Here is a 13310-nt window from a genome sequence, read left to right on the forward strand (position 1 = left end):
GAATTAGATGAAATTATATTTACCTGCAGTCAGGAGCAGGTAATTGGAAAGGTAAGGTTAGAGTATGAGTTTATTTACAAAAATTTTTGGCACTCATAGTCAGCATGAGCTGAAGAGAATCACTCCGATCGTCGATAAGATCGAAGCATTGGCTCCTGAGTATGAGGCACTGAGCGATGAGGAATTGCAGGCGAAGACTCCGGAGTTTAAGGAGAGACTTGCAAATGGTGAGACGCTGGATGATATTCTGGTGGAGGCATTTGCGACAGTCAGGGAGGCTGCAACCCGCGTTTTGAATATGAGACATTATCGTGTACAGCTGATCGGTGGTGTGATCTTGCATCAGGGACGTATCACAGAGATGCGTACCGGTGAAGGTAAAACATTGGTATCTACACTTCCTGCATATTTAAATGCACTGGAAGGCAAGGGTGTTCACATTGTCACGGTCAATGACTATCTGGCAAAGCGTGATGCCGAGTGGATGGGAAAGGTACATGAGTTTCTTGGCTTGAAGGTTGGTGTGATCCTGAATTCCATGGATAATGATGAGAGACGGGAGGCATATAACTGCGATATCACATATGCTACCAACAATGAGCTTGGTTTTGACTATCTTCGTGATAACATGGTTGTTTATAAGAAAGATCTGGTACAGAGAGACCTTCACTATGCGATCATCGATGAGGTGGATTCTGTATTGATCGACGAGGCGCGTACTCCGTTGATCATTTCCGGACAGAGCGGCAAGTCTACAAAGCTTTACGAGGCTTGTGATATTTTTGTGAAACAGCTCACCAGAGGTACCCGCAAAGAGCTTTCCAAGATGGATATCCTGATGGCGGAGGATGAGCAGGAGACTGGCGACTATGTTGTCGATGAGAAGGACAAAAATGTAAACCTGACTGAGGAAGGTGTCCGCAAGGCAGAGCGCTTCTTTGGCGTGGATAACCTCGCAGATCCGGATAATCTGGAGTTACAGCACAATATTAACCTTGCTCTTCGTGCCCACTCTCTGATGGCAAGAGACAAGGACTATGTGGTAAAGGATGATGAGGTACTGATCGTTGATGAGTTTACCGGACGTATTATGCCGGGACGTCGTTTCTCAGATGGTCTTCATCAGGCAATTGAGGCGAAGGAGCATGTGAAGGTCAAGAGAGAGAGCAAGACCCTGGCTACCATTACGTTCCAGAACTTCTTTAATAAATATGAGAAGAAATCCGGTATGACAGGTACGGCTCTGACTGAGGAGAAGGAGTTCCGTGATATCTATGGTATGGATGTTATTGAAGTTCCGACTAATCTGCCGATCGCACGTATTGATTATGATGATGCCGTATACAAGACAAAGAAAGACAAGTTTAATGCAGTTGTTGCAGATATCGTGGAGGCACATGAGAAGGGACAGCCGGTTCTGGTTGGTACCATTACCATTGAGACTTCCGAGATGCTGAGTCAGATGCTTCAGAAGAAGGGAATCCCTCATAAGGTGTTGAATGCAAAATTCCACGAATTAGAGGCAGAGATCATTGCGGATGCAGGTCAGATGGGAGCTGTAACCATTGCAACTAATATGGCCGGCCGTGGTACTGATATTAAACTGGGTGAGGGTGTTAAGGAGCTTGGTGGTCTGAAGATCATCGGTACAGAGCGTCACGAGTCCCGTCGTATTGACAATCAGCTTCGTGGTCGTGCAGGTCGTCAGGGAGATCCGGGTGAGTCCCGTTTCTATATTTCTCTGGAGGATGATCTGATGCGTCTGTTCGGTTCAGATCGTATCAAGGGACTGTTTGATGCGATGCCGGATGGAGAACAGGTAGAACATAAGATGCTTTCCAATGCCATTGAGAGTGCACAGAAGAAGATCGAGGGCAATAACTTCGGTATTCGTAAGAATCTGTTGGAGTTTGACCAGGTTAACAATGAGCAGAGAGAGGTTATCTATAAAGAGCGTCGTATGGTTCTGGACGGAGAGAACATGCGTGATACTCTGATGAGTATGCTCAAGGAGCAGGTAGAGAAGTGTGTTACCCGTGTGATCGGTGATGATCAGAGCGCAGAGGACTGGGATATTGCAGAGCTGAATAATGTTCTTCTGCCAATTGTTCCGCTGAAGCGTATTGAGCTGACCGAGGAGCAGAAAAAGCATGGTACAAAGGCAGAGCTTATCGAGCAGCTTCAGGACGAGGCAGTAAAGGTTTATGAGGCGAAGGAAGCAGAGTTTCCGGAGCCGGAGCAGTTCCGTGAGGTAGAACGTGTGATTCTTCTGAAGGTGATCGACCGGAAGTGGATGGATCATATTGATGATATGGATCAGCTTCGTCAGGGTATCGGACTTCAGGCATATGGACAGAGAGATCCTGTTGTAGAGTATAAGTTTGCCGGTTTTGATATGTTTGATGCCATGATCGATTCTATTGCGGAGGAGACCATTAAGGTTCTGACACATATTAAGATTGAGCAGAAGGTTGAGAGGGAGCAGGTGGCTCAGGCAACAGGTACCAATAAGGATGATTCTGCCGTTAAGGCTCCGAAGAAGAGAAAGACCAAAAAGATACAGCCAAATGATCCGTGCCCTTGTGGAAGCGGAAAGAAGTATAAACAGTGCTGTGGAAGGAAATATTAAGACACAGATTTAAGGGAAAAGAAAGAGGTGAAAAAGATGGTTGAGTTTGATGCGATCAAACAGTCCCTGGCAAATTATGCCCAGCCATTGTTGGAGATGGGGGATTCACTTTGACCTGGCTAACAAAAAAGACCGGGTTGAAGAGCTGGATAAGACAATGGAGGAACCGGGATTCTGGGATAATCCTGAAAAGTCTACAGCGATAGTACAGGAAAGTAAGCATTTGAAAGATGTGATCGAACGATACGAAAAGCTCTGTGCAGACAGAGAGGATATGTTGATGCTTATCGAGATCGCAGAGGAGGAAAACGATACGGATATGGTTCCGGAGGTGCAGGAAAGCTATGATGAATTCTGCAGCGAGTATGAGGCGATCCGGATCGAGACACTTCTTTGCGGAGAGTATGATAAGGATAATGCAATCCTTACGCTCCATGCAGGTGCCGGTGGTACCGAGAGCTGTGACTGGGCAAGCATGCTGTGCCGTATGTATCAGCGATGGGCTGAGAAAAGAGGATTTCAGGTAGAAATGCTTGATTTTCTGGATGGCGATGAAGCCGGCTATAAGTCTGTTACGCTGCAGATCAACGGAGAGAATGCTTATGGTTATTTGAAATCAGAGCATGGTGTTCACCGTCTGGTGCGTATTTCGCCGTTTAATGCAGCGGGAAAAAGACAGACTTCTTTTGTATCCTGCGATGTGATGCCGGATATTGAGGAGGATTTGGATATTGAGATTGCAGATGACGATATCCGTATTGATACCTACCGGTCCAGTGGCGCTGGCGGGCAGCATATCAACAAGACCTCATCGGCAATCCGCATTACCCATTATCCTACAGGAATTGTGGTACAGTGCCAGAATGAGCGGTCCCAGCATATGAATAAGGACAAGGCAATGCAGATGCTGAAGGCGAAGCTGTTTATCTTAAAGCAGCAGGAGCAGCAGGAAAAGGCGAATGGCATTCGCGGGGAGTCGAAGGAGATCGGATGGGGAAGTCAGATCCGTTCCTATGTTATGCAGCCATATACAATGGTGAAGGATCACAGAACGAACGAAGAAATTTCAAATGTGCAGGGAGTGATGGATGGAAATATTGATCCGTTTATCAACGCATATCTTGCATGGATTACGAAAACGAATCATTAAGACAAAATGGATGGAGGACAATCATGGTAAAAGTAGGTGTATTAGGTTATGGAACAGTAGGATCCGGAGTAGTAGAGATTCTTGAAAAGAATAAGGACATCATTGCAAAGAGGGTGGGACAGGAGATTTCTGTGAAAGCAGTATTGGATCTCCGGGATTTTCCGGGAGACCCGGTGGAAAAGGTACTGGTACACGATTTTGACATCGTTGCAAATGATCCGGAGATTTCTATTGTTGTAGAAACCATGGGAGGAGTTCATCCTGCCTATGAATTTGTAAAAACATGTCTGGAGAATGGGAAGAGCGTATGTACTTCCAATAAAGCACTTGTTGCAGCATATGGTCCGGAGCTTTTGGCACTGGCTGAGGAGAAGAACATTAACTTCCTGTTTGAGGCAAGTGTCGGCGGTGGCATTCCGATCATCCGTCCATTGAAGACATCTCTGGCACCGGATGAGATTCTGGAGATTTCCGGTATTTTAAATGGTACTACCAACTATATTCTTACAGAAATGACAGAGAAGGGATCAGACTTTGATTCCGTATTAAAGGATGCACAAGACAAGGGATATGCAGAGAAGGATCCGACTGCAGATGTAGAGGGTTATGATGCATGTCGTAAGATTGCGATCCTGACTTCCCTGGCTTATGGAAAACAGCTTGATTTTGAGGATATCTACACAGAGGGTATCACCAGGATTACAGACAGAGATATTGCATATGCAAAGAAGATGGGAGCAAAGGTAAAGATCTTTGGTTCCAGCAAAAAGGTTGGTGACAAGGTGAGCGCTATGGTAGCTCCGCAGCTGATCTATCCGGAACATCCTCTTTACAGTGTAGATGGTGTATTTAATGCGATCCTCGTAAAGGGTAATATGGTTGGAGACGTTATGTTCTATGGTCAGGGAGCCGGTAAGCTTGCTACTGCAAGTGCCGTTGTTTCTGATGTGATGGATGCGGCAAAACATGCGGGTGTCAACATTATCACACTTTGGGATGCGGAAAAGCTTGATCTGGTGGCCGCAGAGGATGCAAGAAATGTATTCTTTGTACGTGTCAGTGGTATTAAGGCTCAGAAGTCCGAAAAGGTGAAGGAATTGTTTGGCAATGTGAAGATGGTAGATGCCGGATATGATGATGAGTTTGCTTTTGTAACGGAAGAGATGAGTGAGGGAGATTATGAGAAGGCTGCCGCACAACTTGACGGTGTGATCAATAAGATCCGTGTAGACCAGACAGGCCTTGCGTAAGCATTACATAAGAGGTGTCTGTGGATTCCTGTGATATTTGGGAAGCAGATTCTCTCCGGAATATATTAAGTTGTCGCGTAAAAATTGATAAAGAATGAGAGAAGCGACTGGTTACAGTCGCTTTCTTTTTTTGGAGTAATGTTATGAATATTCAGAAAAAAATAGCAGAGGAATTAAATATCAAGGAGTGGCAGGTTGAGGCAGTCATTAAGCTGATCGATGAGGGAAATACCATTCCGTTTATTGCCCGTTATCGTAAAGAGGCTCATGGTTCTCTGGATGATGAGCAGCTTCGTAACCTGTCAGAGAGACTGGCTTATCTGCGCAATCTTGAGGAGAAAAAGCAGCAGGTACTGGCAAGCATTGAGGAGCAGGGAAAGCTTACAGAGGAGCTCAAAAAGCAGATCTTAGAGGCACAGACACAGGTAGTAGTCGATGATCTGTACCGTCCGTACCGCCCGAAGAGAAGAACGAGGGCTACCATTGCAAAAGAGAAGGGGCTGGATGGTCTGGCGCAGATCATTCTTGTGCAGGAAACCACAAAAAGTCTGGAGGAAGAAGCGCAGAGCTATCTTTCGGAGGAAAAGGGCGTGGAAACAGTAAAGGACGCCATTGATGGGGCCAGAGATATTATTGCAGAGCAGATTTCCGATGAGGCGGATTACAGAATGTATATCCGTAAGCTCACCATGGAGGAGGGAGTGATCACCTCTACTGCCAAGGATGAGAAGGAGCAGTCTGTTTATGAAATGTATTATGAATTTCAGGAGCAGGTCAACAAGATTGCCGGTCACCGTGTGCTGGCACTGAACCGTGGTGAAAAAGAAAAAATGCTGGTGATCAGGCTGATCGCGCCGGAGGAACGCATATTACAGTATCTTCGCACAAAAGTGATAACAGCAGAGAATGCCAATACAGAGCCGGTTCTGGCAGAAGCTGTGGAGGACAGCTATAAACGTCTGATCGCCCCGGCCATTGAGAGAGAGGTAAGAAATGAACTGACCGAGAAAGCAGAGGATGGAGCCATCCGTGTCTTTGGAAAGAATCTGGAACAGCTTTTGATGGCACCTCCGATCGCAGGCAAAACCGTATTGGGATGGGATCCGGCATTTCGTACCGGTTGTAAGCTGGCGGTGGTAGACCCTACGGGAAAGGTGTTGGACACAACAGTCATTTATCCGACGGCGCCACAAAATAAGGTGGACGAGGCAAAGAGAGTTGTCAAAAAGCTGATTGACCAGTATGACATTACCCTGATCTCCGTGGGAAATGGAACGGCATCCAGAGAATCTGAGCAGATCATTGCTGAAATGTTAAAGGAGATCAAAAAGCCGGTACAGTATGTGATCGTAAATGAAGCAGGAGCTTCCGTATATTCTGCCAGCAAGCTTGCCACCGAGGAGTTCCCGAACTTTGATGTGGGTCAGAGAAGTGCCACATCTATTGCAAGACGTATTCAGGATCCTCTGGCAGAGTTAGTTAAGATTGATCCACAGTCCATTGGCGTGGGACAGTATCAGCATGATATGAACCAGAAAAAGCTGTCGGAGACACTGACAGGCGTGGTAGAGGATTGTGTAAATAAAGTTGGTGTTGATCTCAATACCGCATCGGCCTCTCTTCTGGAATACATTTCAGGAATTTCTAAAACGATTGCGAAAAATATCGTTACTTATCGTGAAGAGAACGGCAGATTTACCAGCAGAAAACAGCTTTTAAAAGTTGCAAAGCTTGGTCCGAAAGCCTTTGAACAGTGTGCAGGTTTTATGAGAATTCAGGGGGGAGATAATCCGCTGGATGCCACAAGTGTTCATCCGGAGTCCTATGAGGCAGCAGGACAGCTTTTAGAGAAGCTGGATATGACTATGGAAGAGGTGAAAAAACTCCAGGGAGATCTTGCAAAGGCGAATACGGAAAAGCGCGGCGTTGCACCAAAGCCAAAGAAAGAGAAAGAATTTGTGGTTCGTAATACCAATTCTGCATTTGGCGCAGCTTTCGCCAAAGCATTTGGAGACAGTCAGGTGGAGCTTGCGGAGGATACGCCGGCATCAAAGGAAAAGAAAGCCGGTGTGAAAGGTATTGCCGGCCGGATCCGGGACAAAAAGAAAATGGCCCAGGAGCTTGGAATCGGTGAGATTACTCTGGAGGATATTGTGAAGGAGTTAGAGAAACCGGCGAGAGATCCGAGAGATGAAATGCCAAAACCGATCCTTCGTACCGATGTGCTGGATATGAAAGACCTCAAGGAGGGAATGATCCTGAAGGGAACGGTGCGTAATGTCATTGACTTCGGAGCGTTTGTGGATATCGGCGTGCATCAGGACGGTCTTGTGCATATCTCCCAGTTGTCCAATAAGGGGTTTGTTAAGCATCCGCTGGACGTAGTCAGTGTTGGAGATATTGTGGATGTAAAGGTTATGAGCGTAGATCTCAAAAAGCAGAGGATACAGCTTACAATGAAGCTGTAAATGATACAAAATAACTATTTTTTTGCTTTTTTGCAGGAATATGTTATAATCATCTGGAAGGAGGAGTGCGTTGTGCTTTGAAAAATCAGAGGAGGTTTTTCATAAAGCTGACACAATTGCACGATAATATTAGTGGGAATATTTGGAAGACGCATTGATATAAAAGATGCCACAAAGACGACCTACAGCGATGAAGACCTGAGAAAACTGGATCTGAATTACCGTAACGAGTTTCAGATTGACCGGGAGAAGCGGATATATACACCATTTCGAAAGGAAATGCCGAGAGCCTGGCAGAGCCAGATCCGGGATATGGCATTCGAAAAGATTCTGGATGACCATATTTTCAGCTTTCGTCATCTGCTGGTGATTCCCAACCCGTATGGTGCTTCGGTGCAGACAGCGATGTTGCTTTTTAATACTCCGAAGGAATACCGGGTCCGGTATCGTATTTTGGGAAAGTCGGAAGGAACAGATTTTGTGGGGGAGACCTGTATGACCACCAGACACCGTGTGCCGGTTCTGGGATTATATAAGGGATATACCAACAGGCTGATTCTGGAATTGATCGACGGTGATGGAGAGGTATACCAGAGAAGAGATTTAAGGATCTATACCAGGGATATTCCGCTGGGGCAGCAGAATATCGTAACAAAGGTAGAACATTCAGACGCCTCATGCTTTCCGTTTATTCTGGTCAACGGACTCCGGTTTAAGCCGGTGGTATTTGACCAAAACGGAGAAGTACGTTATTCTTTACAGATCAAGACAGATCAGACAGGTATGATTCCACTGGAAAATGGCAGATTTCTTTATGTGGATGCTACAGTAAACCGTGTTGGCTCCAATAGACAGAAACGGGCCTGCCAGTATCACGAAATGGACTATATGGGCAGGGTATACCAGACATATCTGCTGGATTATCCCATTGGACGTTATGCGGCGCAGAAGGAGGATTCCCTGTTTCTGCTGACGTCATCGGCGGAAGGATATGCGGATGATTGTATTATAGAACTGGATCGGAGCAGCGGAGAGATTCGAAAGAAATGTATGCTGGAGGCTTTGATCGGCGACAAATATAAGACAAACGGAAACTGGATCGTTGCAAGTGGAATGCGGTATGTACAGGGGCAGCTTATATTGACTATGAGGCGGTATCATACCGTAATCTCCATTGACTGGGAGAAGCAGTCGGTGAACTGGGTGCTGGCACCGGAGTCGATCTGGCGGGAAACCGTGCTTGAGGACAAGCTGCTGGTATCAGACAGCCAGGACTGTATGGACGGTTATATGCCGGAAAGTCCGGATATTTATGTACAGGAGGATGGCCATCTCCGGATCAGGTTGTACTGTATCCAAAATAAAGGAAATGTACCGGCGGAGGGAGCCGTATCCGATGATGATTCACGGATTGATTTTTATGAGATCGATCCGGAGAAGCATACATTTCATAAGCGGAGAAGTGTTGCAGTGGTGAAATCCCAGAGAGATGCCGGATGTGTTTACCGGGATCAGGAGGACAGAATTTTATCATTGTCCGGTATGCTTATGAGGCGCACGGAAAATCTCCGGGCGTGTATTGAGGAGCTGGACGGACAGACCGGCCGGATGATCAATCGTCTGCGTTTGTGTAAGAGATATCGAAGTGCATGGATATTTACGCCGGATATTGAGGCGTATTCTATTCCATTGAAGCATGATCTGAATGCCATAAAGGGCAGTCTGGAGCCGCCGGAGAGATATACCGGACAGCTGCCGGAGCCGGTACCGGAGAAGCTGAAAAAGAAAATTTTTGGCAATATCCGGGTGAGCGATACACTCTTTTTGTTTGCTTTCGCAGCAGGAAGTGTCAGCAGGGTATATCTTATCGGTGAAAAGCATTCTTATGTGCAGGAGTTTTCAAATCTTGCATCCAAAAGACGAAAAGAAAGCTTTTGTATGACACTGGATCAATTGGAACTTGATGAGTATCAGGTTTATGTAGAAGTTGATAATCAGATCTACCATCTGAAAAATGAGATCAGAGTGGAGAGATCCCAAAAAGAAAAATAAATGGAGGAAAACAATGAATCAATTATCACATTTGGAGGAGCTGGAGGCTGAGGCGATTTACATTATGCGTGAAGTTGTAGCTGAGTGTGAAAAGCCGGTTATGTTGTATTCAATCGGAAAGGATAGTTCTGTAATGCTTCATCTTGCATTGAAAGCATTTTATCCGGAGAAGCCGCCTTTCCCATTTCTTCATGTGGATACCACATGGAAATTTCACGAAATGATAGAATTCCGTGATAAAATGGCAAAGAAATACGACCTGGATATGCTTGTTTATACCAATCAGGAGGGTGTAAAGCAGGGAATCAATCCGTTTGATCATGGTTCTGCTTATACAGATATTATGAAAACCCAGGCGTTGAAACAGGCACTGGATAAATACGAGTTCACAGCGGCATTTGGTGGTGGACGTCGTGACGAGGAGAAATCCCGTGCAAAGGAGCGTATCTTCTCCTTCCGTAATTCAGCACATGCATGGGATCCAAAGAATCAGCGTCCGGAAATGTGGAAGTTATACAATACAAAGCTGTTTAAGGGTGAAGAGGTACGTGTATTCCCTCTTTCTAACTGGACAGAGAAGGATATCTGGCAGTATATCCGTCAGGAGAATATCGAGATTCCATCCCTTTATTTTGCAAAAGAGCGTCCGGTAGTTTACCGTGATGGCAACATTATTATGGTGGATGATGACAGAATGCGTCTGAAACCGGGCGAAAAAGTGGAAATGAAGAAGGTTCGTTTCCGTACATTAGGATGTTATCCACTGACCGGTGGTGTAGAGTCTGATGCAGAGACACTGGATGAGATCATTGAGGAGACATTGAGTGCAGTATCTTCCGAGAGAACCAGCCGTGTAATTGATAACGAGGCGGCAGGCAGCATGGAAAGAAGAAAGAGAGAGGGGTATTTCTAAGATGCAGAGTTTATTGAAATTTATTACTTGCGGTAGTGTAGATGATGGAAAGTCCACACTGATCGGACATATGCTTTATGATGCCAAGCTGATCTTTGCAGATCAGGAGAAGGCACTGGAGCTTGATAGTAAAGTGGGAAGTACCGGTGGTGCAATCGATTATTCTTTGCTGCTGGATGGTCTTATGGCAGAGCGTGAGCAGGGAATCACGATTGATGTGGCATATCGTTATTTCACCACAGAAAAGAGAAGCTTTATCGTGGCAGATACTCCGGGTCATGAGGAGTATACCCGTAATATGGCCGTTGGAGCTTCATTTGCAGATTTGGCTGTTATCCTTGTGGATGCATCCAAAGGTGTACTGGTACAGACAAGACGTCATACCCGTATCTGTGCATTAATGGGTATTAAGCATGTGGTATATGCTGTCAATAAAATGGATCTTATTGACTATGATGAAAATGAGTTTAAGAATATTGCCAAGCAGATCAAGATCATGACAGGAGAGTATGATTTTGAGACTATGCATATTATCCCGGTATCTGCAACAGTTGGTGACAATATTACCACAGAGTCTTCAAAGACACCTTGGTACAAGGGGGGTACTCTTCAGAATTATCTGGAGACCATCGATGTGACAGATCACTCCGATGAGAGCGGATTTGTTATGCCGGTACAGCGTGTCAGCCGTCCGGATCGTACCTTCCGTGGTTTCCAGGGAGAGGTTGAGGTTGGAGAGATCCATGTCGGAGATGAGATCACTTCCCTGCCAAGTGGCGAGACTGCTAAGGTCAAGAGCATTCTCAATACCAATAAGGAGGTTGACAATGCTTCCAAGGGACAGGCTGTGACCATTCAGCTTGACACAGAGATCGATGTATCCAGAGGATGTATGCTTTGCAAGGATGTAAACCTTCATACCAATAAAATGTTTACATCAACACTTCTCTGGATGGATGATAACAAGCTGGTAGCAGGAAAGAACTATTTCCTCAAGCTTGGCACCAAGATGGTTCCGGCTGTTGTTATGAACATCAAGTATAAGGTTGATGTCAATGAGGGTACTCATGTACAGACAGATAAGCTTTACAAGAATGAGATCGCATGCTGTGATATTGCATGCTCTGATACGATCGTTTTTGATGAGTTCAAGCATCATAAGGAGCTTGGTGGTTTCGTATTGATCGATCGTATTACCAATATGACTTCTGCCTGTGGTGTAGTAGAGCATCCGCTTCGCCGTGACGATAACCTGACATGGCACAATATGGATGTTACAAGAGAGCTTCGTGCACAGCAGAAGGGACAGGAGCCTAAGACAATCTGGATGACTGGTCTGTCAGGAGCCGGTAAGTCCACACTGATCAATGAAGTAGAAAAGAGACTTTTTGCAGAGGGCAAGCATACCATGCTTCTGGATGGAGATAATGTGCGTATGGGTCTGAATAAGAACCTTGGTTTCAAGGAGCAGGATCGTATCGAGAATATCCGTCGTGTGGCCGAGGTTGCAAAGCTTATGAATGATGCAGGTCTGATCACGCTGACCTCCTTCATTTCTCCATTTGCAAGTGACCGCCGTAGTGCAAGAGATATCATCGGGAATGACAATTTCATCGAGATCTATATCAGTACCCCTCTGGAGGAGTGTGAGAGAAGAGATGTCAAGGGTCTTTACAAGAGAGCCCGCAGTGGTGAGATTCCAAACTTCTCCGGCATTTCCAGCCCTTATGAGGCACCGGAGAATCCGGAAATTACCATTGATACCACAGGTATGACCGTAGAAGAGTCTGTGGATTATCTGATGGAAGAATTAAAGAAATATATTTAATTGAAAAAATAGGTTGCAATATTCATAGTAACGTAGTATGATTAGTATGAAATCAATAAACAGAGGGTTTGGCTATTCGTATAGCCAAACCCCTTTGTAGTTAAAAATGTATATGATAAATAATATAATTCATAATGAATCATATAAAAAAATGTATAAATACGAAATAAATGAGAATTTTCCTGCGACCGATTGGTTGCAGAAGAATGGAGGATTTTTATGAACCTGGAAAAAGAACTCGCAGTAGCAAAAGAGGCAGCAGTAAAGGCCGGATATGCGATCATGGATGTTTACGAAAATGCAGAGGATATGCAGATCAGCTATAAGGATGGAGATATGCCGCTGACGGTAGCAGATAAAGCCTCAAACCGTATTATTGTGGATGCACTTAAGGAGGCATTTCCTGAGTATGCGATCCTGTCAGAGGAGGAAAAGGATGATCTTTCCCGTCTGGACAATGATTATTGTTTTGTGGTGGATCCGTTGGATGGAACGAAGGAGTTTATTAAAAGAAACGGTCAGTTTACAGTAAATATTGCATTATCTTATCAGCATAAATCAGTAATGGGTGTGATCTATGTACCGGTGACCGGAGAGCTTTATTATGCAGCACAGGGACAAGGAGCTTATCTGGATACGAAGGATGAGACAGGAAAGAAGCTTCAGGTTTCCGGCTGTACAGATATTCACGAGCTTCGTATGGTGATGAGCAGTTCCCATGGCTGTGAGCAGATGGACAAGCTGTTAGAAAAGTACAAGATCAGCAATTTTGTCAAAATGGGAAGCTCCCTGAAGGGATGTGTTGTAGCGAAGGGCGAGGCTGAGGTATATTACCGGTTTAACCCTACAATGGAGTGGGATACTGCAGCGATGCAGTGTATCGTGGAGGAGGCCGGTGCGATCTTCCGGCAGATGGATGATACTCCGATGCTTTATAACCGGGAAGACAGCCTAAATGCAAAGGGATTTTATATTATTAATTCTCAGGACAATAAATTAGTACTGGATTAAGAAAAAGAA

The 13310-nt window shown here is 45.2% G+C and carries 8 protein-coding genes; all 8 read left to right on the forward strand.

Features of this window, described 5'->3' with window-relative positions:
• Nucleotides 1–64 precede the first annotated feature (64 nt).
• The 8 genes from secA to cysQ all read left to right on the forward strand — a co-directional run bounded on the left by secA (nucleotide 65) and on the right by cysQ (nucleotide 13301).
• Entirely contained in the window at nucleotides 65–2629 is a 2565-nt protein-coding gene (gene secA / locus H8704_RS02340) for a preprotein translocase subunit SecA (RefSeq protein WP_118689627.1), read from the forward strand.
• A 36-nt stretch (nucleotides 2630–2665) separates the two neighbouring features.
• Nucleotides 2666–3779, forward strand: a protein-coding gene (gene prfB, locus H8704_RS02345; RefSeq protein WP_178659351.1) for a peptide chain release factor 2 whose coding sequence is annotated in 2 segments (ribosomal slippage) — nucleotides 2666–2740 and nucleotides 2742–3779 — 1113 coding nt in all. Because the reading frame shifts where the segments join, the coding sequence is not laid out codon by codon here.
• A 23-nt stretch (nucleotides 3780–3802) separates the two neighbouring features.
• Complete coding sequence (locus H8704_RS02350; RefSeq protein ID WP_022465237.1) at nucleotides 3803–5029, forward strand: homoserine dehydrogenase; 1227 nt, start codon at nucleotides 3803–3805, stop codon at nucleotides 5027–5029.
• Nucleotides 5030–5172: 143 nt separating this feature from the next.
• Nucleotides 5173–7497 (forward strand): Tex family protein, encoded by a 2325-nt coding sequence (locus tag H8704_RS02355; RefSeq protein ID WP_249297151.1) that lies wholly within the window; start codon nucleotides 5173–5175, stop codon nucleotides 7495–7497.
• A 132-nt stretch (nucleotides 7498–7629) separates the two neighbouring features.
• A complete protein-coding gene (locus tag H8704_RS02360) occupies nucleotides 7630–9549 on the forward strand; it encodes an aryl-sulfate sulfotransferase (protein ID WP_249297153.1) in 1920 nt (639 codons plus the stop codon).
• A 13-nt stretch (nucleotides 9550–9562) separates the two neighbouring features.
• On the forward strand, nucleotides 9563–10462 hold the full coding sequence (gene cysD / locus H8704_RS02365; protein WP_249297156.1) for a sulfate adenylyltransferase subunit CysD: 900 nt from the start codon (nucleotides 9563–9565) through the stop codon (nucleotides 10460–10462).
• A 1-nt stretch (nucleotide 10463) separates the two neighbouring features.
• Entirely contained in the window at nucleotides 10464–12290 is a 1827-nt protein-coding gene (cysC, locus tag H8704_RS02370) for an adenylyl-sulfate kinase (RefSeq protein ID WP_249297158.1), read from the forward strand.
• 219 nt (nucleotides 12291–12509) lie between these two features.
• Nucleotides 12510–13301, forward strand: a complete 792-nt coding sequence (cysQ, locus tag H8704_RS02375; RefSeq protein ID WP_249297159.1) for a 3'(2'),5'-bisphosphate nucleotidase CysQ — start codon at nucleotides 12510–12512, stop codon at nucleotides 13299–13301.
• The last annotated feature ends 9 nt before the right edge of the window (nucleotides 13302–13310 follow it).

The sequence above is a fragment of the Jutongia huaianensis genome (assembly GCF_014384985.1).
Taxonomy (GTDB): domain Bacteria; phylum Bacillota; class Clostridia; order Lachnospirales; family Lachnospiraceae; genus Jutongia; species Jutongia huaianensis.

What these genes read in the sequence shown, in the direction of transcription:
- H8704_RS02350 (WP_022465237.1), top strand. Translation starts at nt 3,803, where the DNA reads ATGGTAAAAGTAGGTGTATTAGGTTATGGAACAGTAGGATCCGGAGTA.
- cysC (WP_249297158.1), top strand. Translation starts at nt 10,464, where the DNA reads ATGCAGAGTTTATTGAAATTTATTACTTGCGGTAGTGTAGATGATGGA.
- cysD (WP_249297156.1), top strand. Translation starts at nt 9,563, where the DNA reads ATGAATCAATTATCACATTTGGAGGAGCTGGAGGCTGAGGCGATTTAC.
- secA (WP_118689627.1), top strand. Translation starts at nt 65, where the DNA reads ATGAGTTTATTTACAAAAATTTTTGGCACTCATAGTCAGCATGAGCTG.
- H8704_RS02355 (WP_249297151.1), top strand. Translation starts at nt 5,173, where the DNA reads ATGAATATTCAGAAAAAAATAGCAGAGGAATTAAATATCAAGGAGTGG.
- cysQ (WP_249297159.1), top strand. Translation starts at nt 12,510, where the DNA reads ATGAACCTGGAAAAAGAACTCGCAGTAGCAAAAGAGGCAGCAGTAAAG.